The sequence below is a fragment of the Streptomyces sp. NPDC047049 genome, from assembly GCF_040643995.1.
Lineage (GTDB): Bacteria > Actinomycetota > Actinomycetes > Streptomycetales > Streptomycetaceae > Streptomyces > Streptomyces mooreae.
In genome coordinates, this window is the sequence record NZ_JBEYVM010000014.1 from 26,068 (window position 1) to 51,060 (window position 24,993).

At 70.7% G+C, this 24,993-nt stretch carries 19 protein-coding genes and 2 pseudogenes; 15 read left to right on the top strand and 6 right to left on the bottom strand.

Annotated elements, in window-relative coordinates; genetic code table 11:
• Positions 1–129 precede the first annotated feature (129 nt).
• The 5 genes from ABZ851_RS26195 to ABZ851_RS26215 all read left to right on the top strand — a co-directional run bounded on the left by ABZ851_RS26195 (position 130) and on the right by ABZ851_RS26215 (position 7,011).
• The gene (locus ABZ851_RS26195; protein ID WP_361132095.1) at positions 130–1,020 is read left to right on the top strand and encodes a PTS sugar transporter subunit IIA; all 891 of its coding nucleotides are present in this window, start codon (positions 130–132) and stop codon (positions 1,018–1,020) included.
• Between the two features lie 88 nt (positions 1,021–1,108).
• The gene (locus ABZ851_RS26200; RefSeq protein WP_361132098.1) at positions 1,109–2,698 is read left to right on the top strand and encodes a PTS ascorbate transporter subunit IIC; all 1,590 of its coding nucleotides are present in this window, start codon (positions 1,109–1,111) and stop codon (positions 2,696–2,698) included.
• Between the two features lie 393 nt (positions 2,699–3,091).
• Positions 3,092–4,126 carry an ATP-binding cassette domain-containing protein gene (locus tag ABZ851_RS26205; protein ID WP_361132101.1) on the top strand — a complete coding sequence of 345 codons (1,035 nt, stop codon included), beginning with the start codon at positions 3,092–3,094 and terminating at the stop codon, positions 4,124–4,126.
• Positions 4,086–4,949, top strand: coding sequence for an ABC transporter permease (locus ABZ851_RS26210; RefSeq protein ID WP_361132104.1), 864 nt, complete (start codon positions 4,086–4,088; stop codon positions 4,947–4,949). The genes ABZ851_RS26205 and ABZ851_RS26210 overlap by 41 nt, the downstream gene beginning before the upstream one ends.
• Positions 4,950–5,451: 502 nt before the next feature.
• Positions 5,452–7,011, top strand: coding sequence for a DUF2079 domain-containing protein (locus tag ABZ851_RS26215; protein WP_361132107.1), 1,560 nt, complete (start codon positions 5,452–5,454; stop codon positions 7,009–7,011).
• 43 nt (positions 7,012–7,054) lie between these two features.
• On the opposite strand, the gene ABZ851_RS26220 is transcribed toward ABZ851_RS26215, so the two are convergent.
• The 4 genes from ABZ851_RS26220 to ABZ851_RS26235 all read right to left on the bottom strand — a co-directional run bounded on the left by ABZ851_RS26220 (position 7,055) and on the right by ABZ851_RS26235 (position 10,922).
• Entirely contained in the window at positions 7,055–7,699 is a 645-nt protein-coding gene (locus tag ABZ851_RS26220) for a TetR family transcriptional regulator (protein ID WP_361132110.1), read from the bottom strand.
• Between the two features lie 361 nt (positions 7,700–8,060).
• Positions 8,061–9,248, bottom strand: a complete 1,188-nt coding sequence (locus tag ABZ851_RS26225) for a glycosyltransferase (RefSeq protein ID WP_361132113.1) — start codon at positions 9,246–9,248, stop codon at positions 8,061–8,063.
• 301 nt (positions 9,249–9,549) lie between these two features.
• Positions 9,550–9,687 (bottom strand): hypothetical protein, encoded by a 138-nt coding sequence (locus ABZ851_RS26230; protein WP_361132116.1) that lies wholly within the window; start codon positions 9,685–9,687, stop codon positions 9,550–9,552.
• Between the two features lie 74 nt (positions 9,688–9,761).
• Positions 9,762–10,922 carry a magnesium and cobalt transport protein CorA gene (locus ABZ851_RS26235; RefSeq protein ID WP_361132119.1) on the bottom strand — a complete coding sequence of 387 codons (1,161 nt, stop codon included), beginning with the start codon at positions 10,920–10,922 and terminating at the stop codon, positions 9,762–9,764.
• A 218-nt stretch (positions 10,923–11,140) separates the two neighbouring features.
• Here ABZ851_RS26235 and ABZ851_RS26240 point away from each other — a divergent pair, with 218 nt between their 5' ends.
• From ABZ851_RS26240 to argF, 9 genes are all read left to right on the top strand, one after another.
• Complete coding sequence (locus ABZ851_RS26240; RefSeq protein WP_088800495.1) at positions 11,141–11,530, top strand: cell division protein SepF; 390 nt, start codon at positions 11,141–11,143, stop codon at positions 11,528–11,530.
• Positions 11,531–11,584: 54 nt separating this feature from the next.
• Positions 11,585–13,084, top strand: coding sequence for a biotin transporter BioY (locus ABZ851_RS26245; RefSeq protein WP_361132122.1), 1,500 nt, complete (start codon positions 11,585–11,587; stop codon positions 13,082–13,084).
• Positions 13,081–13,440: a nucleotide pyrophosphohydrolase gene (locus ABZ851_RS26250; RefSeq protein ID WP_088800497.1), complete on the top strand. Its 360-nt coding sequence runs from the start codon at positions 13,081–13,083 to the stop codon at positions 13,438–13,440. Before ABZ851_RS26245 ends, ABZ851_RS26250 begins: the two co-directional genes overlap by 4 nt.
• Before the next feature lie 539 nt (positions 13,441–13,979).
• Entirely contained in the window at positions 13,980–14,435 is a 456-nt protein-coding gene (locus ABZ851_RS26255; RefSeq protein ID WP_361132402.1) for a DUF6099 family protein, read from the top strand.
• 419 nt (positions 14,436–14,854) lie between these two features.
• Positions 14,855–15,778 (top strand): LLM class F420-dependent oxidoreductase, encoded by a 924-nt coding sequence (locus ABZ851_RS26260; protein ID WP_361132125.1) that lies wholly within the window; start codon positions 14,855–14,857, stop codon positions 15,776–15,778.
• 78 nt (positions 15,779–15,856) lie between these two features.
• Positions 15,857–17,410: a 3' terminal RNA ribose 2'-O-methyltransferase Hen1 gene (locus ABZ851_RS26265; protein WP_361132128.1), complete on the top strand. Its 1,554-nt coding sequence runs from the start codon at positions 15,857–15,859 to the stop codon at positions 17,408–17,410.
• Positions 17,407–20,322 (top strand): polynucleotide kinase-phosphatase, encoded by a 2,916-nt coding sequence (locus ABZ851_RS26270; protein WP_361132131.1) that lies wholly within the window; start codon positions 17,407–17,409, stop codon positions 20,320–20,322. The genes ABZ851_RS26265 and ABZ851_RS26270 overlap by 4 nt, the downstream gene beginning before the upstream one ends.
• A 168-nt stretch (positions 20,323–20,490) precedes the next feature.
• Positions 20,491–21,732: an arginine deiminase gene (locus ABZ851_RS26275; RefSeq protein ID WP_336052803.1), complete on the top strand. Its 1,242-nt coding sequence runs from the start codon at positions 20,491–20,493 to the stop codon at positions 21,730–21,732.
• Between the two features lie 243 nt (positions 21,733–21,975).
• Positions 21,976–22,980, top strand: coding sequence for an ornithine carbamoyltransferase (gene argF / locus ABZ851_RS26280; RefSeq protein ID WP_361132134.1), 1,005 nt, complete (start codon positions 21,976–21,978; stop codon positions 22,978–22,980).
• A 64-nt stretch (positions 22,981–23,044) separates the two neighbouring features.
• Here argF and ABZ851_RS26285 read toward each other — a convergent pair.
• Positions 23,045–23,167: pseudogene (locus ABZ851_RS26285) on the bottom strand (ATP-binding protein); the annotation flags it as partial.
• Between the two features lie 423 nt (positions 23,168–23,590).
• Positions 23,591–23,845: pseudogene (locus ABZ851_RS26290) on the bottom strand (ATP-binding protein); the annotation flags it as partial.
• 319 nt (positions 23,846–24,164) lie between these two features.
• Between ABZ851_RS26290 and ABZ851_RS26295 the strand changes: the two are divergent.
• On the top strand, positions 24,165–24,992 hold the full coding sequence (locus tag ABZ851_RS26295; protein ID WP_361132137.1) for an enoyl-CoA hydratase family protein: 828 nt from the start codon (positions 24,165–24,167) through the stop codon (positions 24,990–24,992).
• Position 24,993 lies beyond the last annotated feature (1 nt).

The window sequence follows — 24,993 nt, forward strand, 5'->3', positions numbered from 1 at the left end:
AACAGGCTTCTCCGCCCACAAGTGACTGTCAAGGGCGTTTGCGAGTACGGGAGTTCGGGGGAAATTCCTCGGAATTCATGCTTCCGCACCCGTGCGCGGCCACCTGGCGCGTCTGTAGAGTCCCCTGCCATGGCAGCGCTGAATGATCTTCTCCCGCAGGCGGCCGTACGCCTCGATGTCCGGGTGGCGGACTGGCGGGAAGCGATACGTACGGCGGGTGAGCTGCTGGTGGACACGGGCGCCACCACCGAGGCCTACACCGCGGAGATGATCCGCAATGTCGAGGAGAACGGGCCGTATTTCGTCCTCGCGCCGGGCTTCGCGTTGGCCCATGCCCGTCCCTCGCCCGCCGTGCGCCGGACCGGGATGTCCTGGGTCCGGCTGGCGCAACCGGTGGAGTTCGGTCATGAGTCGAATGACCCGGTGCATCTGGTCGTGGGACTCGCCGCCGAGGACTCCGGGGCGCATACGGCGGCGATGGCCGCACTCGCGCGGTTGCTCGCCGGCCCGGCGACCGCGCAGGCTCTGCAGGACGCGGCCGGTCCGGACGAGCTGTATGCGGTGCTGGCCGGGCCGGAGCGCGAGGGCGGGGCCGATGGCGGTGACCGGTCGCGGGGCGAGGATGCCGTACCGGAGCGGTCCGCACGGGGAGAAACTGTGCGGGAGCAGTCCGTACCCGGCGAGGCCGTACGCGAAGCTGCCGTACGTGAGCAGTCCGATCTCGCCCCGCGGGCGGTACACAAGATCCTCACGGTGTGCGGCAACGGCGTGGGCACCAGTCTGTTCCTGAAGAACACGCTGGAGCAGGTGCTCGACCGCTGGGGCTGGTCCCGCCATGTGACGGTGGAGGCGACCGACACCATCTCGGCCAAGGGCAAGGCGTCCGAGGCCGTCGCGATCCTCACCTCCCGGGAGATCGCCAGGACGCTCGGCGAGGTCGGCGTACCGGTAAAGGTCGTGGCGGACTTCACCAGTGGTCCCGAGGTCGACCGCATCCTCCGCGACACCTATGACGTGTGAGTGCGGCAACTGAGCACGACCAACTGAGCACCGCGACTGAGCACGGCAGCTGAGTACGGCAACTGAGCACGGGAGGACGGACCGCCCCATGGACTGGCTCATATCCCTCGCCACGTTTCTCGTGAACGAGATCCTCAGCCAACCCGCGTACCTGATCGGCCTGATCACGGCAGCCGGTCTGATCGCGCTGAAGAAGACCGCAGGTCAGGTGGTCGGAGGTGCGATCAAGGCGACGCTCGGCTTTCTGCTGATCGGTGCCGGCGCGGGGCTGGTGGTCAGCTCTCTCGGCCCGCTGGGCGGCATGATCCAGGGGGCGACCGGGGCGCATGGGGTGATCCCGACCAACGAGGCGATCGTCGGCATCGCCCAGGCGCAGTTCGGCGCCCGCGTCGCCTGGCTGATGATCCTCGGCTTTGCGGTCGCCTTGATGCTGGCCCGCTTCACCCCACTGCGGTACGTGTTCCTGACCGGCCACCACATGCTGTTCATGGCCACCTTGCTGACCATGGTCCTGGCCACTTCCGGCCGCTCCTCGGTGAGCGTGGTGGTCGTCGGCGGACTGCTGCTGGGCATCCTGCTGGTCGCGATGCCGGCGTTCGCGCACCCCTGGACCAAGCGCATCACCGGCAACAACACCATCGCCATCGGCCACTTCGGCACCGCCGGCTACATCGTCGCGGGCGCCGCCGGGCAACTCGTCGGCAGGCGCAGCCGCAGTACGGAGGACATGAAGCTGCCCGAGGGCCTGCGCTTTCTGCGGGACTCGATGGTCGCCACGGCGCTGTCCATGGTGCTGATCTACGTCATCATGTCGCTGGCCTACCTGGCGCGAGTGGGCCGGGCGACGGCGTTCAAGGCGTTCGCGGCGGGCGGTGGCAGCGCGGCCGGCGACCTCGGAAACTACGTCATGCAGTCCGTCATGCAGGGCCTGCAGTTCGGGATCGCGGTCGCGGTGATCCTCTTCGGCGTCCGGACGATCCTGGGCGAACTGGTCCCCGCGTTCCAGGGCATCGCCGGCAAGCTCGTACCGGGCGCGGTGCCGTCCCTGGACGCCCCGATCGTCTTCCCGTACGCGCAGAACGCGGTGCTCATCGGCTTTCTCGCCAGCTTCGCCGGCGGCCTGGTCAGCCTCGCCCTGCTGACCTGGGTGGGCCATCCGGCGCTCGGTCTCGCACTGGTCCTGCCCGGGCTCGTACCGCACTTCTTCACCGGGGGAGCGGCCGGTGTGTACGGCAACGCCACCGGTGGCCGGCGCGGTGCGGCGGTGGGCGCCTTCCTGAACGGTGTGCTGATCACGTTCCTGCCCGCGCTGCTGCTCAAGGTGCTCGGTGCGTTCGGCAAGGAGAACACCACGTTCGGCGATGCCGACTTCGGCTGGTTCGGCACTCTGACCGGCAACGCCGCCAAGGCGGGCGCCACCGGCGGCATCCTCCTGATGCTGGCCCTGGGCGCCGTACTCCTGGGGGCGGCGATCTTCTTCCAGAAGCGGGTCGTGGACACCGGCTGGGACCCGGGCGCCCGCCGCGATGCCTTCCTGCCGGGCGCGGCATCCGCGGCAACCACGTCATCCGGCACGGCTGGGGCCGCGGCCGCGGCGCCGGCCCCGGTCCCCGGGCATGCGAAGATCGCGCCGCCGGCGGGGGCACCGGCCCCGCCACCGCCACCCGCGACCGGCTGAGCCGGGCGGACCGTACCGGCACGGGCTCCCCGTGCGTACGGCACGACACCGCACGGCACGACCACCGCACGGCACAGTCCCACACGGCACGACCACGGCACGGCACAGTCCCACACGGCACGACCACGGCACGGCACAGTCCCACACGGCACGACACGGCACCACGGGGCACGGACCGGCCCGGACCCCGGCGCTGGGCCGTTCGATGCCCGCTCCGCGCGCGTCCGGGGCCCCTGTCTGCCCGCAGAGCTAAAATCCGGAGCATGGCTGCAGGGGAGTTCCCCGGCCCGGCGACCGACGCGCCGGCCGGTGCCCAGCGGCTGATCCGCCGCCGGCGGCCCTTCCTGCCCTGCGCAGGCTCGCCCACCACCTGCACGAGGAGGCGGAGCGCATATGACCTGCGACGACGAAGAACGGCAGGAGCGGTCGTCCGGCCCCGCCCCGGACGAGACCGCCCCCGACGCGGTGACCTGCCGGGCTCTGCGCTACGCCTTCGGTGAGACCAAGGCCGTGGACGGCGTCGACCTCTCCGTCCGCCCCGGCGAGGTCTTCGGCCTGCTCGGTCCGAACGGCGCGGGCAAGACCACCGCGATCCGCTGTATCACCACCCTCCTGCCCGTCCCCTCCGGCATGGTGCGGGTCTTCGGGCACGACGCGGCGAGGGAGCGGATGGCGGTGCGCCGGCTGCTGGGGTACGTACCGCAGCAGCTGTCCGCGGATGCCGGGCTGACCGGCCGCGAGAACGTCGCCCTGTTCGCCCGGGTCTTCGATGTCCCGCGCCGTGAGCGCGCCGCACGCGTCACCCAGGCACTGGAGGCCGTCGGTCTCACCGACGCGGCCGGCCGGCTCGCGAAGACGTACTCCGGCGGCATGATCCGTCGCCTCGAACTCGCCCAGGCCCTGGTCAGCGCGCCCCGCCTGCTGATGCTCGACGAGCCGACGATCGGCCTCGACCCGATCGCCCGCACCAGCGTCTGGGAGCACATCAACGCCGTACGGGCCGCCACCGGCATGACCGTCCTGGTGACCACGCACTACATGGACGAGGCCGACCAGTACTGCGACCGCCTCGCCCTGATGCACCGCGGCCGGATCCGCGCCCTCGGTACCCCCGACGAGCTCCGGTCCGCCCTGCGTGCCCGCCGCCGTGCGGCCGCGGCCTCGCCCACCGCCCCCACGGCAACGAGCCCTTCGGCCGCCCCCGCACCGCCGGCTGCCGCCGCATCGGACTCGTCCTCCTCGTCCCCTTCCTCCTCTTCCCCCTCCTCCTCTTCCCCCTCTCCCTCATCGGCCCCCTCGGGCTCGTCCGATGCCGTGCCGACGCTGGAGGACGTCTTCCGGGACGTCGCCGGCAGCGGTCTCGACGAGCAGTCAGGAGACTTCCGAGATGTCCGAAGCACCCGCCGCACCGCACACCGCGTCGGCTGAACCGGCCACCGGTCCCGGCCGTCTGGACCTGCTGCTGGTACCGCCGCGTGCCCGCACCGGCTGGCGGGTGCTGCCCGCCAGAGTCGTCGCCATGTGCGTGGTCGAACTGCAGAAGCTGCGCCACGACCGGACGGAGCTCTACACCCGCGCCGTCCAGCCCGCCCTGTGGCTGCTGGTCTTCGGCGAGACCTTCACCCGTATCAAGGCCATCCCGACCGGCGGCACCCCGTACATCGACTATCTGGCGCCCGGCATCATCGCCCAGTCGGCCATGTTCATCGCGATCTTCTACGGCATCATGATCATCTGGGAGCGGGACGCCGGCATCCTCACCAAGCTGCTGGTGACACCGACCCCACGCTCCGCTCTGATCGCCGGGAAGGCCTTCGCCGCCGGGGTGAAGGCGCTGATCCAGGCCGTCGTGGTGATCGTCATCGCCGCACTGCTCGGGGTGGCCATGACCTGGAACCCCCTACGGCTGCTGGCCGTCGCTGTCGCGGTGATCCTCGGCTCGGCCTTCTTCTCCTGCCTGTCCATGACGATTGCCGGGATCGTGCTCACCCGCGACCGCCTGATGGGTATCGGCCAGGCCATCACCATGCCGTTGTTCTTCGCCTCCAACGCTCTCTACCCGGTGGCGATCATGCCCGGCTGGCTCCAGACGGTCAGCAGGATCAACCCCCTGAGCTATCAGGTCGATGCCCTCCGCGGCCTCCTCCTGGGAACCCACGCCCATCTGGCTCTGGACTTCACCGTCCTGGTGGCCGTCGCCGTCATGGGCATCGCCGCGGCCTCCTCGCTCCTGGGGCGCCTGGCTCGCTGACGCCGCATCACTCGCTCGTCCTATCGCCGTGCTCGTCACCTCACCGCGCTGGTCACGTCATCCCTCCCGTCACTCTCCCCCCACCCTTCCCGTCACTCTCCCCCCACGCCTCCCGTCGCGTCATCGTGTTCGTTGCCGACCGCGCTCCGCCGCGAACTCTCCCCGCGGCCCCGGCGTTACACTCACGCGGGATGCGGTCCCGCGGTCGTGCCGCCGTCCGGACATACCCGGGAGGGGGTGCATCGCCTCCGCCGGTAGGCATGCCTGGCCGACCGACCCACTGCGTCTCCCCGCCGGGGCAGTACATCGTGTTTCTTTTGCCGAGTCGACGACGGTGGGTGCGAGGGTGGAAACGGCGGAGCGGTCGGAACGGGCGGGACGGTCCGACCGGTCGGAGGGGTCGGAACGGACCAGGGGAACGTGGTCATTCCGCATACCCTCGGACCGCCAAGTCTCGGATTTTGGTGCCGCGTTCGGTCGACACCTACCAGGCCCGCGGGCCATGGGGTGGACCGTCACCGCGGTATTTTTTGTGCTGTACACCGTGGTGTCGGTGCTGCGGAACGATCGCATGCTCAATGCCGGCTACGACCTGGGGATATTCGAGCAGGCGATTCGTGCTTATGCGCATGGCCGGGCTCCGATCGTAGAACTCAAGGGACCGGGTTTTCACCTCCTCGGAGACCACTTTCACCCCCTCCTGGTGCTCATCGCCCCCTTCTATCGGCTCTTCCCCAGCGCCGTGACGCTGCTCGTGGTGCAGGCCGCACTGATGGCACTCGCCTGCTTTCCGCTCACCCGCTGGGCACACCGGGCTGTCGGACCGGTCACGGGTCTGGTGGTGGGCTGTGGACTGGGTGCCTCCTGGGGCCTCATCGCGGGAGTCGCCAAGGACTTCCACGAAATATGCTTCGCGGTCCCGCTTCTCGCCTTCAGCGTGACCGCCCTCGGACAGCGTCGCTGGGGGGCGGCGGCAGCGTGGGCGCTCCCGCTGCTCTTGGTGAAAGAGGACCTTGGGCTCACGCTCGCTGCCATCGGCGGCTATATCGCATGGCAGGGGCGGCGCGAGTGGCGGCACGATTCCTCGGAAACGTGGCACGGTTCAAGGGAACGGCGTCAGCAATCCGAGGACCGGTGTCACCAGCCGGCAGAGCGGTGTCGTGATGACGGTGCCCGGATTCACGAGCCCGAGGACCGGGCTCACCACCCTGCGGAGCGGCGACGCTTCCCCGTCCTGCTCGGCGTTGCCGTGGCATTTCTCGGCGTGGCGGGCACAGCGGTGGAAATCCTCGTTCTTCTGCCTGCCATGAATCCCCGCGGTGGCTTCGACTACTGGCACCAGATACCGGGTGAGGCGGCCTCCTCATCGGGGAGCTTCACCGCTCTTGTGTCCGCCGGACTTCATGTGTTCTGGCCGCCGATGAAGTGGCTTCTGCTGTTCATGCTCGCCGCGCCCACCGCATTCTTCGGTCTGCGTTCCCCGCTGACGCTGCTGTGCGTACCCACTCTCGCGTGGCGGCTGCTGGCCGGCAACGAGCACTACTGGCAGCCGAATTTCCATTACAACGCGATCCTGATGCCGCTCGTATTCGCCGGCCTCATCGATGTGCTGCACCGGCGGCCGGATATCGTGCCGCCCCCGGGGCGCCGTAAGGTCCTTGCCTTCTCCGCTGCCTTCACCGCCGTCACGGCCGCGGTCTATCCCCTCCACGACCTGGTCCTCCCCTCGGCCTGGCGGACCCCGGCGCATGTCCGTACGGCGGAGCGGTTGTTGAAGCGCATACCCGACGGGGACACCGTCGCCTCCTCGAACCGCCTGGCGCCGATGCTGACCGGACGAACCACCGTCAGCCTGGTCTGCTTCGGCACCGGCCCCGATCCCGCCGCGCCGACCGGCCTCCCGGCGCGTCCGCCGCGCTGGGTGGTCTCGGACCGCCACGATCCGACCGTCAAAACTCCCTGCCCGGTGGAGCGGACCCACCGCATGATGCGCCTCTACCGTGCCCATGGCTACGTCCAGGTCGCCGAGGAGGACGGGATCACCCTGCTCCGCAGGCGATGACGTCCGGCGTGAGAGATGTTGCTGACGACGGAGTGGAAATGGCTCAGGCGTCCGGAGCGATGAGACTGCGGAGCAGGGGAGTGGCGATCCGCACGATGTCCTCCACGTCCGCCTCGGCCAGGTCGGGCAGGTGCAGCAGATAGCGCTGGGCGGCGACCCCCATCATGATCGCGCTGAACAGTGCGGCACGCAGTCGGGCATCGGGCGCATCGATGGTGGCTGCGATGTGATCGGTGACCTCCGCGGTCATGTGCCGGCGCAGCAGTTCTGCCGCTTCGTCGCTCGTCATGCTCGTCCGCAGGAGTACCGCCATGGGGCCGTCCGGATCCGCCGCCCAGGTGTCCAGCATGCCGCGCAGGCGGTTCTCCACCGTGTGGCCGGGGTCGCTGGTGGTGAGTTCGTCGTGGGGGATCCGCCAGTGGACGGCCTCGCGGAACAGGGCCTGCTTGCTGCCGAAGTACTGGATCACGGAGGACTTGTCCACGTCGGCTTCGGCCGCGATGGCGCGGATGGTCGCGCGCTCGTAGCCGACCTCCGCGAACTTCCGACGTGCGGCCGTCAGGATGCGCCGACGTGTGCGCTCGCCCTTGCGCTCCGGAAGGGCTGCCTCCGCGGCCGGGCCTCCAGAACCGGACGTGTGCCGCGCGGCCTGTCCGGGCGCATTCGTCGCTGCATCGGCGCAGGTCAAAGTCGGTCCCCTTTCCGGTGCCGGTCCTGATGCTACAAGTACCTCCGGACAGTGCCGGGGCCTTGGAAACGGCGGATCGGAAAGCTTCGCAGAGGGACGGCGGATCGGAAAGCTTCGTAGCGGGAAGGGCGGACCGCGAGATTCCGCGGGGGAGGAGCGGACGCCGGCGCACGGGGAGCGTCGGCCCGCACCGCCCTCCCGCTCCGCCTTCCCGCTCCGCCCTCCTGCACCGCCTTCCCGCTCCGGCCTCCTGCACCGCCTTCCCGCTCCGGCCGCTGGAGCCTGTCCCAGCGGCCGGAGCGAGACGGACCGGTCCCGCGGAACCGTCACCGTGGTGGTGTACGGGCGGGAGCCGTCCGGCTCAGGCGGCCAGCGCCGCCGCATCCTCCACCAGCCGGCCGAGGTCCGGCAGAGCGTGGGACCGGCGCTGGAGTCCCTGGGCGCGGGACCGGTAGGAGCGGTCATCGAGAACGTTGCGCAGCGCCGCGGCCAGCGCATCGCGTGTCACGTCCTGGACGTTCATCCGGATACCGACGCCCAACTGCTCGAGCCGGGAGGCATTGTGGGACTGCTCCGCGAACAGCGGTACGGCCACCATGGGGACTCCGGCTGCCAGCGCCTCCCGGGTGCCGTTGAAGCCGGCATGCGTGAGGAATAGATCACTGGACCGGAGCAGCAGTTCCTGCTGGACGAACGAGGTCAGATGGACGTTGTCGCGGCGCGGTCCGTCCCACTGCTTCGGGTCGCGGTCGGCCCCCAGGGCCACGACACCGGTGACCGGCAGCTCTCCGAGGGCCTCGATGATGGTATCCAGCAGCGTGTGGGCGCCGCCGGGAAGCCGGGTAGCGTTCGAGCCGAGAGTGGCGAGGACGAGCGGCCGGTCCGTGTCGAGTCCGGCGATCTCCGGATCGAGACCTCCCTGTGCCGCCCCGGCGGGGACCTGGTAGTAGCGGGCGCTGGGCAGCCTGCTGTCCGTGGGGTAGAAGTCCTCCGGAACGACTCCGGCACGGAAGGCGCGGAACGGGTGCCAGGCGTCGGTGACCGGTGCCAGGCCGAATTTCTCCCGCTGCCGGTTGAGCTCCTCCGTCACGGCGGGGTGGGCGTAGGGCGCCATCGGCCCGATGTCCAGAGCGCCGTGCGGGATGCCGAGGATTTCCGCCGCCAGATAGCCGCCGTACTCGGTCGACTCATGGAGGATCAGGTCCGGTCCCCAGCTCTTCGCCACATCGAGGAGGTCGGGGACGCTGGCCGCGGCAAGGTGCCCGACGAAGGCCGCGGCGAAGAATTCCGGCGCCAGCTCCACGGTCACGGAGCCGGCCTTCTCCATGCCCGGCGGGGGCGGGATGGTGCCGTCCCGTAGTGCCTCGCCCACCGACGGCATATGGGGCAACGTCAGCGCGGTGAGCCCGCGCTCCTCTATGTGCTGCACGACGTCGGCCCCCGTGGCGACGGCCACCTCATGGCCTGCCTTCTGGGCTCTCTCCGCCACCGGCAGTACCAGGGGTGCGAGGTGCGAATAGATTGCCTGTGCGGTGATGAGGATGCGCATGATGCTCGCTCTCCACGAAGCGGTGCAGGCGCCACGGAGTGGGCCTCGCCGCGGGTTTGGCGGCCGACTGCTCAAAAATAAACGCTTGTTGAGAATCTATCACCCGCTTTTCGCGCCACTTCAGGCCGGCCGCCGACGACGCCCCTCGTGCGCCTGGTCCGCGGGTGGGTGGTGCCGTGCGTCGGCCCACGGGAGCCCCGGGCGTGCGACGGGACCATGCGTGAGCACACCGAGCGCCGCCCCGCCGTGGCCGGCGCGGCGCTCGGCTGCTTGGGTGCGCGGCCGGCTTTTGGTTCGCTGCCTAGGGCTGTCCGCGGTGCACGCAGGTGGCCGAGTTGTCCTGGCACCAGCCGCCGGGCGGGTGGTCCATCGCGTAGAAACCTTGCACCAGCCCGATGAGGACGACGATGGAGAACGCGAGGCAGGCGGCAAGCGCCACCCACAGCGCGATCCTCTTGACCGTGCGACGGCCGATGCTCCTGGAAGCAGGCCTCGGAGGCGGGAGCGCCGGTCTCAGAGCCAGTCCCGCCGCTTGAAGACGAAGTACAAACTGGTGCACACGATCGCCATCAGGACGATGGCGAAGGGGTATCCGAACGCCCAGTGCAACTCCGGCATGCGGGCGAAGTTCATGCCGTAGATGGTGCCGACCAGGGTCGGGGCGAAGAGGATCGCCGCCCAGGAGGAGATCTTCTTGATCTCCTCGTTCTGTTCGAAACCGGCCTCGGCCAGGGCCCGCATTTCGGCGTTCTGCTGCTGGTTCACCAGGGTGGCGTTGACGGCGAGGATGTCCTGCAGGGCCTGCCGGAAGCCGTCCACGCGGTCGGTGGTGTGCAGTGCGTGGTCGGCCACGTCGCGCAGGTAGCGGCGCAGTTCCTCGTCGATGGCGTACTTCTCGAAACCCGCGGTCAGGCCCTCCAGCATGCCGTTGAGCGGACGGGTGGCGCGCTGGAACTCGACCACCTCACGGGAGAGTTCGTAGATGCGCCGGGAAACCCGGGGGTCGCCGCCGAAGACCTCGGTCTCGATCTCGTCGATGTCGTTCTGGACGCCGGCGACGACCGGCGCATAGCCGTCGACGACGGCATCGAGGATGGCGTAGAGAACGGCCTCGGGGCCGCGCTTGAGGAGTTCGGGGGTGTCCTCCATGCGTGCGCGTACGGCCGAGAGGTCGGGGGCGCCGCCGTGCCGCACGGTGAGCACGAAGTCGCGGCCCACGAAGACGTGCAGCTCGCCGAAGTCGACCTCCTCCGGATCGTCGAGATAGCGCGCGGCGCGCAGGACGACGAAGAGAGTGCCGCCGTAGCGTTCCAGCTTGGGGCGCTGGTGGGCCTCCAGGGCGTCCTCGACGGCGAGGGGGTGGAGGTCGAACTCCGTCGCCAGGGCGAGAAGTTCGTCGCGGCTGGGGCGGTGCAGGCCGATCCAGGCGAGAGTGCCGGAGGCGGCGCGCTGCTGCCGGAAGGCCTCGGCGAGCGTGTCATGGGTGCTGACCCGGCGGCCGTCACGGTAGAGGACGGCATTGATGATGCTGCCGGCAGCCTCGGCCGGGGGCCCCACCGCCGCGTCGGAATCGTCCGTGGGCCCGGCGGTCGAGGGACCGGCGGGGCGCTTCTTGGCGGGCTTGCGCAGGCCGCGCAGGCCACGCGGCCGACGACCGGGAGGCTCGGACCCCACGACAGCACCAACCTCCGTCACACGGGGATGAACGGGCACACAGAATCTCGACGGAGGATATCTGTCGCGGATGTCGGAACAGGTCATCGGGCATGGTGCAGGATGGACCGGGGCGTGCGCGGCGTGTGTCACGTCCGCCGAGGTTTGTGTGTTTATCCCTAGAATTGCGCGATGCAGATACCGCAGACAGCCAACACTCTCCCGGGCGAGGTGATTCGGTGAACGGCCCCGATGCCACCGACGAGCAGTGGGAAGGGCTGGCCGAAGTCGTCCCGCTCCGCGGCAGCAGTGAGTGGCCCTCCTGGCCCGACCACCGCGCCCTCCCCGAGGAGGAGCCGGCCGAGGAGGCGCGGCGGTTCATCGTCCTTCGCGTCCAGACCTTCGCGGACGCCCGTGAGGTCGCCGAGTACCTGATGGCACAGCTCCCGGTCCTGCTGGACCTCAGCAGCGCCGACGCCGATGTCGCCAAGCGCATCCTGGACTTCTCCAGCGGAGTCGTCTTCGGGCTCGGCAGCGGGATGCACCGCGTGGACACCAATGTCTTCCTGCTGGCGCCGACCGGCACCGAGGTCGCGGAAGAGGTGGCGGGCAGTGTCCCCCGTTCGTAGGAAGAGCTGTTGGGCGTAACGGTTCTCCGGCCGGGCGCTGCGTAGCGTCCCTTCATGCATTCCGACAGTGTGCGACCGGCGGTCACGGAGTTACGGCTGTCCGCCTTCAAGTCCCATCGCGGCGTCACCCTGCCGCTCTCCCCGCTGACCCTGTTGAGCGGAGGGAGCGGCAGCGGCAAGTCCAGTGCGCTGCAGGCGTACGAAATCCTCGCCCGGCTCGGCAGCGGGGAACCGCTCTCACGGGCGGTGGGGGAGGTGGCGGGCAGCCCTGCGGCCTGTGTGCCGGCCGGGGCGCACCCCGACGAACAGGGGCGGCGCGGTTTCCGCATCGGCTGTACGGTCGACGGCCCGGCCGGCCCCGTCAGTCTCGATCTCGCCGTCCAGGCCGAGCCCGAATTGCGGATCGTCGGCGAGCGGTTGACCGGCGGCGGCGAGACGTTGCTGACCACCGCACTCACCGACCCCACCCGTCCGGCCGTCCAGGCTGCCTGGCACACGGCGGGTGCGACTCCCGTGACCCGCGCGCCGCTGCCCGACGACCGGCTGGGCACCTCCCTGCTGCCGCTGCGCGTCGCGGGGAAAACGGCGGGGCAGCGGCTGGTGCTGGCCGCGGCGGAGCAGGTCGTGGTCGCGCTGCGGTCGGCGTTCGTGTGCGACCCGCGGCCGGAGGTCATGCGGGGAGCGGGGGTGGGCGGTACGGGTGTGGCCGGTGAGGGTGGCGGACGGGGTACGGACGGCGAGGGGCCTGGTGCCGGACGTGCCGGACGTGCTGCCGGGGCGCGCGGGGGCGGCGCGGGAGCCGGGCGCGGGAAAGCGGTGAGTGCACCGGGGAGGGCGAGGGGGACCGGCGGGGCGGGCGCTGCCGCAGGAGCTGCGGGGGCCTGGGGTGCGCGGGCGCGCAGGACGAGTGGTGGTGAGGCGGGCGGCTGGGGCCGTGAGGCGGGGGAGCCGCGGGACGAGGGGAGGCTGCGGTCGTCCTGCGACAACCTGCCCATGGTGTTGCAGCGTACGAGCCTGGAGTGTGCGCGGCGGCATGCGGTGCTGGTCGCGGCGGTGCGGGGGGCGTGTGCCGGTCCCGTCGAGGGGCTGCGTGCGGTGCCGTGGCAGCCGGGCGGGACGGGAGGCGGGCCGGCCGGCGCTCCTGCGGAGGCGGGGCGCGGTGGCTCCACGGGGCCGCACGGCGTACAGGGGGCCGGGGGCGCGGCGGGCGCCGCGGGTGTGCGGGCCGTACTGGACCGGGGTGAACTGGGGGAGCTGCCCGTCGAGCAGCTCGGCGATGGTGAGCTGCGGTTTCTCGCCCTGGCACTGGTGCTGCTCACCGGGCCGGACGTACTGGCCATGGATCCGGTCGGGGAGGTCCCGTCGGCCCATCAGCAGATGACGGTGATGGCGGACGGGATGGATCGCTGTATGGACCGCAGGCAGGCCCGTGAGCTGGTGTCGCTGGCCGTGCGGATGACCGAGCGCGGACATGTGCGGTTGCTGGGGACGGTGCGGGATCCCTCGGTCGCCGACGGGCTGCCCGGCGTACAGGTGCTACACCTGGGGGCATGAGTGAGGATCTTCAGGCGCTGCAGCGACGACTGGCCGAGTTCGCGGCCGCACGGGACTGGCAGCAGTACCACACGCCCAAGAATCTGGCCGCGGCGCTGAGCGTCGAAGCTGCTGAACTCGTTGAGATCTTCCAGTGGTTGACACCGGAGGAATCGGCGAGGGTGATGTCGGATCCGCGGAAGGCCGGCCGGGTCGAGGACGAGGTCGCGGACGTCCTGGCGTATCTGCTGCAGTTCTGCGAGGCGCTGGGGGTCGACGCGGCGGCGGCGCTCGCCGCAAAGATCGAGCGCAATGAGTCGCGGTTCCCTGCGGTCCGTTCGGCGCGGCCGGATCGCCCGCGGGAGGGGGAGGAGTAGGAGGCCGAGCGGGGAGGGTGGGCTTGGCCGGGAGGGCGGGTCGCGCGGGGAGGGGTGGGAAGTCAGAGGTGGGCGGGAACCGGGGGCGGGGCCTCGGTTCCCGCCCGTCGGCGTTCTTGGCTTCCGCCGGCGTTCTTGGCTTCTTCCGGGGCTGGTGCCGGCCTGGTCCCGGTCTCGCCCCGGCCCTGGCGCCGGTCCTGGTTTTGGTTTTGGTCCGGGCGCGGGCACGGGCCAGGGGTCTGGCCGACGCCGCCCCTCCCACCGCCCCGCAGTCGCTGACCATTCCCTGCGGTGCCCTCTTCGGGTATTTCGCGCGACTTGTGCAGGGCGTGTGGAGGGTGGGGGTGCTGAGGCGCGCGGGGAGGGAGGGGGGCGAGGTCGGCCGATGTCACTCTACGGAGTCATGGATCTTTCCACAGGGTCTTGCTTGTCCACAGATTTGCGAATTCCCCTGGCTTTTTTGGGTGTTCACCCTCACTCTGGGTAGTGGAAAGAGTGCAAGGGGCACGCGGATGAGTGATGAGGAGAGGAGGGAGCGGATGGACGCGGTGCGGATCATCGCGGCAAGCCGGCGCGGTCTGGCCGAGGCGCACACGGTGCATGGAGTGATCGTCGAGGCATGGCAGGCGCAGGCCTTGGCGGAGGCGATCGGCAGCCACCTCGCGATATTCGGGCCGTACGAAGTGCGGTCCAGAGCCCGAGGGCTGGGCGACGCGGGCGGGCGGTTCAGCGGGGGACTGCTGTGCCCGGCATCGGCCACCGGTGGGCTGCGGGCGGCTCAGCTGTCCGAAGTGCGGGACGTCAAGGAGGCGCTGACGGGCCTGTGCCGACTGCTGCGGGAAGTGTGCGAAGCGCTGGTGAGCGTGGTGCTGCTCGCTGACGAGGAGGGAATGTACTGGACGTGCGTCGAGGCGATGGACACGGCCGACGAAGCGCGAGACCGCGTGGCCGGGATACTGGAGAAGCTGGAGGTGCGCGACCGGAACCCTGCCTGAAGCAGAAGTAGACCAGTGTCACTGCACGCCCACCGTCCACTGCCCTTCCTTCCTTCCCCTTCGTGCTTCCTCGGCCGGTCGCCGTTTGCCGCCGCGCCGACCTGAGAGCCGGGGCCACCCCGACACCTCGTCGCCCGTTCCGCGCGGTGTCCGTATCGCCCAGATCGTTCCGGCCGCCCGCATCGTTCCTCGTCGCCTGCCCTCTTCCTCGTCGCCATCGTCGGTGCCGTCAAGGGGCGGGCCCACCTGATCCGGCTCGCCCCGGTCGGCGGAACAACCGGCCCGCGGATCAAGTAGCCGGCGCAACAATCGCCTGGTGCAACAACCCGCCCGTGCATCAACCGACCGGTGCATCAACCGACCGGTGCATCAATGCGCCTCCGACGGTTGGTTCGCCGTACGGAGCGCAGGATGGAGGTATGGAGCTACGCATTTTCACCGAGCCCCAGCAAGGGGCTTCCTACGACAGTCTTCTGAAGGTCGCCAAGGCTGCTGAGGACCTTGCCTTCGACGCGTTTTTCCGTTCGGATCATTATCTCCGCATGGGCAATGCCGACGGGCTGCCCGGACCGACGGACGCCTGGATCACCCTGGCGGGTCTGGCCCGTGAAACCAAGCGCATCCGTCTCGGGACGCTCATGACGGCGGGCACCTTCCGGTTGCCGGGTGTGCTGGCCATCCAGGTGGCGCAGGTCGATCAGATGTCCGGCGGCCGGGTGGAACTCGGCCTCGGTGCCGGCTGGTTCGAGGAGGAGCACAAGGCTTACGGCATTCCGTTCCCCAAGGAGAAGTTCGCACGGCTGGAAGAACAGCTGGCGATTGTCACCGGCCTGTGGGCCACCGACGGAGGAAAGGAGTTCAGCTACGACGGGACCTATTACCAGCTGGAGAATTCGCCCGCGCTGCCCAAGCCCGTCCAGGGCAAGGTGCCGGTGCTGATCGGCGGACACGGTGCCAGGCGTACACCGCGGCTGGCGGCACAGTACGCCGATGAGTTCAACATCCCCTTTGCCTCGCTCGAAGACAGCGAGCGCCAGTTCGGACGGGTGCGGGCGGCCGCTGAAGCCGCCGGGCGCAAGGGCGATGAGCTGGTGTACTCCAACGCCCTCGTGGCCTGCGTCGGCAGGAGCGATGCCGAGGTGGCGCGACGGGCCGCGGCCATCGGGAGGAACGTGGATGAACTGAAGGCCAACGGCCTTGCGGGCTCACCCGCCGAGGTCGTCGACAAGATCGGGCGGTATGCCGGCATCGGGGCGTCCCGTGTCTACCTGCAGATGCTGGACCTGGATGATCTCGACCACCTCGAGCTGATCTCCGCGCAGGTGCAGACCCAGCTGACCTGACGGCCGAGCGGGCGTGGTCGGGCGGCGCCGCCGGAAAACCGGTATGGATCGTGGCGTACTACGGCAATACTCGGACGCGTGTTCCTGACGATAACCACCACCGGCAGCGCCGACCGTCCCGCGACCGACCTCGGATTCCTGCTGCACAAGCACCCTGACAAGGCGCAGCAGTTCTCGACGTCGCACGGCACCGCGCACGTCCTCTATCCCGAGGCCGACGCTCAGCGGTGCACGGCCGCACTGCTGTTGGAGGTCGATCCGATCGCCCTGGTGCGCCGGAGCCGTGGGAAGGGGCGCGGCGGTGCTCCGGATTCGGCGCTGGGACAGTATGTGAACGACCGGCCGTACGCGGCCTCGTCGCTGCTGGCGGTGGCGCTGAGAAGCGTCTTCGCGAGCGCGATGAAGGGGCAGTGCACGGCGCGGCCCGACCTGGTCATGCGCACGATGCCGCTGCGTATCGAGGTGCCGGTGCTGCCCGCCCGGGGTGGTGCGACGCTGGTGCGCAAGCTGTTCGAGCCGCTGGGATGGACGGTGCAGGCCGAGCCCCTGCCGCTGGACGAGACGTTCCCGGAGTGGGGTGACTCGCGCTACGTACGGCTCGTCCTGGAAGGGGAGAGCACTCTCGCCGGGGCGCTGCGGCATTTGTATGTGCTGCTCCCGGTGCTGGACGACGCCAAGCACTACTGGGTCGCGCCGGATGAGGTCGACAAGCTGCTGCGGGCCGGCGAGGGCTGGCTGGAGGGCCACCCGGAGCAGCGGGTGATCGTCGGACGCTACCTCGCGCGCCGCTGGTCGCTCACGCGTCAGGCCATGGAGCGGCTGGAGCTGGAGCGGCTGGCCGAGTCGGACGACATGGCCGCCGAGGTGATCGACAACGCGGTGGACGAGGAGGCGGACACGGAGGAGAAGCCGGTGCCGCTCGCCGTGCGGCGGCGGGAGGCGATTCTCGCGGTGCTGCGCTCGGCCAAGGCGGCGCGGGTGCTCGATCTGGGCTGCGGGCCGGGGCAGTTGGTCGGTGCGCTGCTCAAGGAAGGGCAGTTCACCGAGATCGTCGGTGTGGACGTGTCGATGCGTGCGTTGCACGAGGCGCGGCGCAGGCTGCGGCTGGACCGTATGCCCGAGCGGCAGTCGGAGCGCGTACGCCTCGTACAGGGGTCGCTGGCGTACACCGACGGCAGGCTGAAGGGCTATGACGCGGCGGTGCTCAGCGAGGTCGTCGAGCATGTCGATCCGGCGAGGCTGCCGGCGCTGGAGTATGCGGTGTTCGGGTCGGCCCGGCCGCGGACCGTCGTGGTGACGACGCCGAACGTGGAGTACAACGTGCGCTGGGAATCGCTGCCGGCCGGCCAGGCCCGGCATGCGGACCATCGCTTCGAGTGGACACGGGAGGAGTTCCGGCAGTGGGCGGGGAAGGCCGCCGCCCGGCACGGCTACGAGGTGAGCTTTGCCCCGGTGGGTCCGGACGATCCCGAGGTCGGCCCGCCCACCCAGCTCGCGCACTTCCGCATCCACGGTGAAGGCGCCGACAACGGCCAAGGCGTCGGTAATCGTGAACGCAGCGGTAACCGTGAAAGCAGCGGTAACCGTGAAGACAGCAGCACGTCGGCGACCGGGAAGGAGGTCGGGGAATGACGGAGGACGGCCGTACGGAGTACGGAGACGAAGAGCGGCACGCGCAGCACGCGCGCGAGGACCGGCAGAGGGACAGGGCCCAGCGGGAGCGCGGGCCCCAGTCGCCGCCTCGGTCCGGGCCGGAGCCGACGCCGGGGCCGGAGCCGTGGCCCGAGCCCGAGCCGCGGCCCGGGCCGGCGGGGCGCACGCTTGCCGTGCCCGACCTCTCGCTCGTGGTGCTGGTCGGAGCCACCGGGTCCGGAAAGTCGACCTTTGCCGCCCGGCACTTCCGGCCGACCGAAGTCCTCTCCTCCGACTTCTGCCGGGGGCTGGTCAGCGACGACGAGAACGACCAGAGCGCCAGTGGCGATGCGTTCGAGGTGCTGCACTTCATCGCGGCCAAGCGGCTGGCCGCCGGGCGGCTGACGGTCGTGGACGCGACCAATGTGCAGTCCGAGGCGCGCGCCCAGCTCGTGCGGCTGGCCCGGGAGCATGACGTACTCCCGGTGGCGATCGTCCTGGACGTACCGGAGCAGGTCTGCGCCGCACGCAACGCCGCGCGCGCCGACCGGGCCGGGCTGCCCCGCCGGGTCATCCAGCGCCACCAGCGTGAACTGCGCCGTTCGCTGCGGCATCTGGAGCGCGAGGGCTTCCGCAAGGTGCACGTCCTGCGGGGGCCGGAGGAGGTGGAGTCCGCCGAGGTCGTCACGGAGCGGCGGTTCAACGACCTGCGGCACCTCACCGGCCCGTTCGACATCATCGGCGACATCCACGGCTGCCGTTCCGAGCTGGAGACCCTGCTCGGCAGGCTGGGCTATGCGCTGGCACGCGACGGACACGGCCGGGCGGTGGACGCCGTACACCCCGAGGGGCGTACCGCGGTCTTCGTCGGCGACCTCGTGGACCGTGGGCCGGACAGCCCCGGAGTGCTGCGTCTGGTGATGGGCATGGTGGGGGCCGGGCATGCGCTGTGCGTGCCGGGCAACCACGAGAACAAGCTCGGCCGCTACCTCAAGGGCCGCAAGGTCCAGCCCACCCATGGGCTCGCCGAGACCATCGAGCAGCTGGAGAAGGAGGACTCCGCCTTCCGCGCCGAGGTCGGGGAGTTCATCCGCGGTCTGGTCAGCCACTACGTCCTGGACGGCGGCGGCCTCGTGGTCTGCCACGCCGGGCTGCCGGAGAAGTACCACGGCCGGACGTCCGGCCGGGTGCGCTCCTTCGCGCTGTACGGCGACACCACCGGCGAGACCGATGAGTTCGGCCTGCCGGTGCGCTACCCGTGGGCCGAGGACTACCGCGGCCGTGCCGCCGTCGTCTACGGCCACACCCCCACCCCGCGCGCCAACTGGCTCAACAACACCCTCTGCCTGGACACCGGCTGTGTCTTCGGCGGTGCGATGACCGCGCTGCGCTGGCCGGAGCGCGAGCTGGTGGACGTCCCTGCGGAGCGGGTCTGGTACGAGCCCGCGAAGCCGCTCGCCGCCGAGGCGCCCGGCGGGGCGGACGGCCGCCCGCTCGACCTCAACGATGTGGCGGGACGGCGGATCGTGGAGACCCGGTACATGGGCCGGCTCGCGGTCAGGGAGGAGAACGCCGCGGCCGCACTGGAGGTGATGAGCCGCTTCGCGATCGACCCGCGGCTGCTGCCGTACCTCCCGCCGACCATGGCGCCGTGTGCGACCTCGGCGGAGGACGGCTACCTGGAGCACCCAGCGGAGGCGTTCGCCGGGTACCGCGCGGACGGGGTGCGGGAAGTGGTGTGCGAGGAGAAGCACATGGGCTCCCGTGCCGTGGTCCTGGTATGCCGGGACGAGACGGTGGCCGAGGCATTCCCCCACGGCCCCGAAGGCAGCCACGGCACCCCCGCCGGGGTGCCGAAGGGGGTGCCGGGCGCCCTGTACACCCGCACCGGCCGGCCGTTCTTCGACGACCCGGAGACGGCCGGGCGCATCCTGCGGCGGATCCGGGACTGTGTCGAAGAGGCGGGGCTGTGGGCGGAGCTGGAGACCGACTGGCTGCTGCTGGACGCCGAGTTGATGCCGTGGTCGCTGAAGGCGACCGGTCTGCTGCGCAAGCAGTTCGCCGCCGTGGGTGCGGCGTCCGGAGCGGCGTTCCCCGGCGTGCTCGGCGCACTGGAGGCGGCGGCCGCCCGGGGGGTCGAGGTGTCCGCGCTGCTCGCCCGGCAGCGGGACCGGGCCCTGGACGCTGCCGCCTTCACCCAGGCGTACCGGCGCTACTGCTGGCGCGTGGGGGCGGAGCCGGCACAGGCGGCCGGTCAGGCGTCCGTCCAGGCCTCGGCCTCGGTCTCGGATGCGAGCGAGGCACCGCACCCCGGGCGGCCCGGTGTGCCGGACGGTATCCGGCTCGCGCCGTTCCAGATACTCGCGGTGCGGGGCCGCAGCCTCGCCGCGCTGCCCCACACCGACCAGCTGGCGCTGATCGACCGGATCATCGCGGCGGAGGCCGTGGTGACGGCCCGGGAGGACGGCGCGGCGGCCGACGGCGACCCGCAGCGACCGGGTCTGCTCGCCGCGACCCGGCGGATCATCGTCGACACCGAGGACGAGTCGTCGGTCGCGGCCGGCACCGCCTGGTGGCTGCGGCTGACCGCCGACGGGGGCGAGGGCATGGTCGTCAAGCCGGTTCAGGCTCTGATACGGCAGGGCGACGGACGGCTCGTCCAGCCGGGCGTCAAGTGCCGTGGCCGCGAATACCTGCGGATCATCTACGGGCCGGAGTACACCCGCCCGGACAACCTCGCGCGCCTGCGCATCCGTCACCTGGGCCACAAGCGTTCGCTGGCCCTGCGCGAGTACGCACTGGGTCTGGAAGCGCTCGACCGGCTGGCGGACGGCGAACCGCTGTGGCGGGTGCACGAGGCGGTCTTCGCGGTGCTCGCGCTGGAGTCGGAGCCGGTGGACCCGCGGTTGTAGGCCGGAGGACCCGAGGCTGCGGACGGGCCGAGGCGGCGTACGGGCCCCGGGGGAGGAGTGCCCTCGGCCGCGCCCCGGCCCGTCACGCCGCCCGCCGCCGCGTGCCCCGGGCGCCCCGACATCCGCCGACTCCCTCCGCCGGGCCGTCCGAGCGGCCAAGATGGGTGGATGGGATTCCAAGTCGACTCCGAGGCCGGGCGGCTGCGCCGGGTCATCCTGCACCGCCCCGATCTGGAGCTGAAGCGGCTCACGCCCTCCAACAAGGACGCCTTGCTCTTCGACGACGTGCTGTGGGTGCGCCGGGCGCGGGCCGAGCACGACGGGTTCGCCGACGTGCTGCGCGACCGGGGGGTGGAGGTGCACCTCTTCGGGGACCTGCTCGCCGAGAGCCTGCAGATCCCCGCGGCGCGGAAGCTGGTCCTCGACCGGGTCTTCGACGAGAAGGAGTACGGGCCGCTGGCCACCGACCACCTGCGGTCGGCCTTCGACGAGCTGCCGGTGCCGGAGCTGGTGGAAGCGCTGGTCGGCGGCATGACCAAGCGTGAGTTCCTGGAACGGCATGCCGAGCCGACCTCGGTGCGCTTCCATGTGATGGATCTCGACGACTTCCTGCTGGGCCCGCTGCCCAACCACCTCTTCACCCGCGACACCTCCGCCTGGATCTACGACGGCGTGTCGATCAACTCGATGCGCTGGCCCGCCCGGCAGCGCGAGACCGTGCACTACGAGGCGATCTACCGTCACCACCCGCTCTTCCGCGACCAGGACTTCCATGTCTGGTCGGAGGGGCAGGCGGACTTCCCCTCGACCATCGAGGGCGGCGACGTCCTGGTGATGGGCAGTGGCGCGGTGCTGATCGGCATGAGTGAACGCACCACTCCGCAGGCCGTGGAGCTGCTGGCGCGGGGGCTGTTCGCGGCGGGTTCGGCGCGCACGATCGTGGCGCTCGACATGCCCAAGCGCCGGGCCTTCATGCATCTCGACACCGTCATGACCATGATCGACGGGGATACCTTCACCCAGTACGAGGGGCTGGGGATGCTCCGCTCGTACACCATCGAACCGGGCTCGGGCGACCAGGACCTCAAGGTCACCGATCATCCGCCGGAGCATATGCACCGCGCCATAGCGGCTGCGCTGGGCCTGTCCGGCATCCGGGTGCTGACCGCGACCCAGGACGTGCACTCGGCGGAGCGCGAGCAGTGGGACGACGGCTGCAATGTGCTGGCGGTGGAGCCGGGTGTGGTGGTGGCGTACGAGCGCAATGTCACCACCAACACCTTCCTCCGCAAGCGCGGCATCGAGGTGATCACGATTCCGGGGAGCGAGCTGGGGCGCGGACGCGGAGGGCCGCGCTGTATGAGCTGTCCGGTGGCGAGGGACGCGGTGCCGGGGGCAGCCTGGGCGTGAACCCGGATCCGTTCGGCAAGGCATGACCCCGGAGCCGTCCGGGGAGTGTGACCCGGTGTATCCCTTCCGTGGGCGTCCCTTTCGTGGACGTCCTTCCGTGGGCGCCCTTCCGTGGGGCGTGGCCCTGGTCCATGGGAGAGGCGTCGGCCGTACCGGACCGATGGCTCCGCATAGGGATGCGTGGGTACGTATATAATTCCAGGGTCGAGTCCGTTCCCACTGCCGCAGACCAGGAGCCCACCCATGGCGATAGACCTCACCGGCCGCCACTTCCTCAAGGAGCTGGACTTCAGCGCCGAGGAATTCTGCCGACTGATCGACCTGGCGGCCGAGCTGAAAGCGGCCAAGCGCGCCGGTACCGAGGTCCCGCGTCTCCAGGGCCGGAACATCGCCCTGATCTTCGAGAAGACCTCCACCCGGACCCGCTGCGCCTTCGAGGTCGCTGCCGCGGATCAGGGCGCCTCGACCACCTACCTGGACCCGTCCGGTTCGCAGATCGGGCACAAGGAGTCGGTGAAGGACACCGCCCGGGTCCTCGGCCGGATGTTCGACGGTATCGAATTCCGCGGGAGCCGCCAGTCCGACGTCGAGGAGCTGGCCGCCTACGCCGGGGTGCCGGTCTTCAACGGGCTGACCGACGACTGGCACCCGACCCAGATGCTCGCCGATGTGCTCACCATGGTCGAGCACGGCCGGGGGCGCCCCCTGGCCGAGACCGCCTTCGCCTACCTCGGCGACGCCCGCAACAACATGGGTAACTCCTACCTCGTCACCGGGGCCCTGCTGGGCATGGACGTGCGGATCGTCGCGCCCCGGCAGCTCTGGCCCGACGAGACGGTGGTCGCCCGTGCGCAGGTGCTCGCCGAGACCAGCGGCGCCCGCCTCACGCTCACCGAGGACGTGACCGAGGGCGTGCGCGGCGCGGACTTCGTGACGACCGACGTCTGGGTCTCCATGGGTGAGCCGAAGGAGGTGTGGGACGAGCGGATCGCGCTGCTCGCCCCGTACGCGGTCACGATGGAGGTACTGCGCGCGACCGGCAAGCCGGAGGTGAAGTTCCTGCACTGTCTGCCCGCGTACCACGACCTCGGTACCGCGGTCGGCCGGGAGATCCACGCCCGGCACGGGCTGTCGTCGCTGGAGGTCACCGACGAGGTCTTCGAGTCCGCGCACTCCGTCGTCTTCGACGAGGCGGAGAACCGGCTGCACACGATCAAGGCGGTGCTGGTCGCGACGCTCGGCCGGTAGGGCCGGGCCGGCGGGCCACCGGGCGGGGCCGAGGCCGGCCGCGGTGTCAGCGCCGGCCGCGGGGTCAGCGGCGGCGTGAGCGCTGCAGCTCGGGGAGGGTGAACCAGACGGCCTTGCCGCGGGGTGTGGGGCGGCAGCCGGAGGCGGAGCTGAGGAACCGGATCAGCAGCAGTCCACGGCCGCGGTCGTGGCCCTCGCCCTCCCCCTCGCCCGTATCCGCTTTCGCTCTCTCGTCCGCGGCAGCGCAGACATCGCCGCCGTTGCTCTCGGCGCCGTCGGTCCTCCCGACGGCGTCCCCCGCCCCCTCGTGGCCCTCTTCGTGTCCCTCCTCGTGATGCCCGGCTGGCTCGGTGCCGTCGGTCTCGTCGTGGTGCCCGGCTGGCTCGGTGCCGTCCGTCTCGTCGGGGTGCCCGGCCTGCCCGCCGCGCTCCGTGCGCTGCATCGGGAACGGGCCCTCACCGGTGGGGTGACCATCGGCCGTGCGAGGGTCTACCGCCCCGCGAGGACCCTCCGCCGTGCCCGGCCCGTCCGCCCCGCCCGGCGTCCCCACCGTGACCGGAACGTCCAGCCCCGGCAGGGGCAGCGGGCCGCCCAGCCCCCGGACGAGGAGGGGATCGCTGTCGTGCACCTCGATCCGGCAGCCGGCCGGCCGCAGCTCCACCACCAGCTCGATGGGGTCCGTATCGCAGGTGTGCTTCAGGGCATTGGCGACGAGTTCGGCGGTCAGCAGCTGTGCGGTGGTGCGGTCGGCCGTGGCTCTGAGGTCCTGCAGGGCGGTCCTGACCATCGCGCGGGCGATGGGGACGGCCGTCGCGCCGCGCGGCAGCGTGATGCGCCAGGTCGAGGGTGCGGGCGGTTCCAGCATGTGCTGTCCGTTCCGTTCGCAAAATGCCGGGCCGGATACCTGAGGCCGGAGGGGACACGTCCACGGTAGGAAGCGCGCGGGCGGAGGGAGCAGGGGCGAGCGACCGGAAAGGGCACGACCTAAGTCATACGGCGGCCGGGACCTTCGACCGGTGGCGACCCCCGTTACACGATGCCGCCATGAGACGAGGACGCGATGACGTCCCGACGCGCGCCGATATCGCGTCCTCGTGACGACAGTCACCAACCGGTGATAACTTCGACAAGGCATCCGGAACACCATCCACCCGGCCGGTCGGCCAAAGGGGGCAGGCAGCCCGATGAGTCCGTTCGCAGGATCAGCCCGCAGTACAGACACCTGGCAACACCTCCGCGTGACCAGGCAGGACGGGATCGCCACCGTCACGCTGGCGCGCCCGGACAAGCTCAATGCGCTCACCTTCGAGGCCTACGCCGACCTCCGCGATCTGCTCGCCGAGCTGTCCAGGGAGCGTTCCGTACGTGCCCTGGTGCTCGCGGGACAGGGACGCGGCTTCTGCTCCGGCGGCGACGTCGAGGAGATCATCGGCGCCACCCTGGGCATGGACACCGCCCGGCTCCTGGACTTCAACCGGATGACCGGCCAGGTCGTACGGGCGGTGCGGGAGTGTCCGTTCCCGGTGATCGCGGCGGTGCACGGGGTCGCGGCCGGGGCGGGCGCGGTGCTCGCGCTGGCCGCGGACTTCCGCGTCGCCGACCCGTCCGCCCGTTTCGCCTTCCTCTTCACCAAGGTCGGCCTCTCCGGCGGTGACATGGGCGCGGCCTATCTGCTGCCCCGGGTGATCGGCCTCGGCCACGCCACCCGCCTGCTGATGCTCGGCGACGCCGTCCGGGCCCCCGAGGCCGAACGGCTCGGCCTGATCAGTGAGCTGGCCGACGAGGGCCGGGCCGACGAGGCGGCCGCCGCGCTCGCCCGACGGCTCGCCGAGGGACCCGCGCTGGCACACGCCCAGACCAAGGCGCTGCTCACCGCGGAACTCGACATGCCGCTGGCCGCCGCCGTCGAAATGGACGCCGCCACCCAGGCGCTGCTGATGAACAGCGCCGACTACGCGGAATTCCACGCCGCCTTCACCGAGAAGCGGACGCCCAAGTGGCAGGGGAAATAGC

Coding starts and splice junctions, on each gene's coding strand:
- ABZ851_RS26195 (WP_361132095.1), top strand. CDS start 130: ATGGCAGCGCTGAATGATCTTCTCCCGCAGGCGGCCGTACGCCTCGAT.
- ABZ851_RS26200 (WP_361132098.1), top strand. CDS start 1,109: ATGGACTGGCTCATATCCCTCGCCACGTTTCTCGTGAACGAGATCCTC.
- ABZ851_RS26205 (WP_361132101.1), top strand. CDS start 3,092: ATGACCTGCGACGACGAAGAACGGCAGGAGCGGTCGTCCGGCCCCGCC.
- ABZ851_RS26210 (WP_361132104.1), top strand. CDS start 4,086: ATGTCCGAAGCACCCGCCGCACCGCACACCGCGTCGGCTGAACCGGCC.
- ABZ851_RS26215 (WP_361132107.1), top strand. CDS start 5,452: ATGGGGTGGACCGTCACCGCGGTATTTTTTGTGCTGTACACCGTGGTG.
- ABZ851_RS26225 (WP_361132113.1), bottom strand. CDS start 9,248: ATGCGCATCCTCATCACCGCACAGGCAATCTATTCGCACCTCGCACCC.
- ABZ851_RS26245 (WP_361132122.1), top strand. CDS start 11,585: ATGCATTCCGACAGTGTGCGACCGGCGGTCACGGAGTTACGGCTGTCC.
- ABZ851_RS26250 (WP_088800497.1), top strand. CDS start 13,081: ATGAGTGAGGATCTTCAGGCGCTGCAGCGACGACTGGCCGAGTTCGCG.
- ABZ851_RS26255 (WP_361132402.1), top strand. CDS start 13,980: ATGGACGCGGTGCGGATCATCGCGGCAAGCCGGCGCGGTCTGGCCGAG.
- ABZ851_RS26260 (WP_361132125.1), top strand. CDS start 14,855: ATGGAGCTACGCATTTTCACCGAGCCCCAGCAAGGGGCTTCCTACGAC.
- ABZ851_RS26270 (WP_361132131.1), top strand. CDS start 17,407: ATGACGGAGGACGGCCGTACGGAGTACGGAGACGAAGAGCGGCACGCG.
- ABZ851_RS26275 (WP_336052803.1), top strand. CDS start 20,491: ATGGGATTCCAAGTCGACTCCGAGGCCGGGCGGCTGCGCCGGGTCATC.
- argF (WP_361132134.1), top strand. CDS start 21,976: ATGGCGATAGACCTCACCGGCCGCCACTTCCTCAAGGAGCTGGACTTC.
- ABZ851_RS26295 (WP_361132137.1), top strand. CDS start 24,165: ATGAGTCCGTTCGCAGGATCAGCCCGCAGTACAGACACCTGGCAACAC.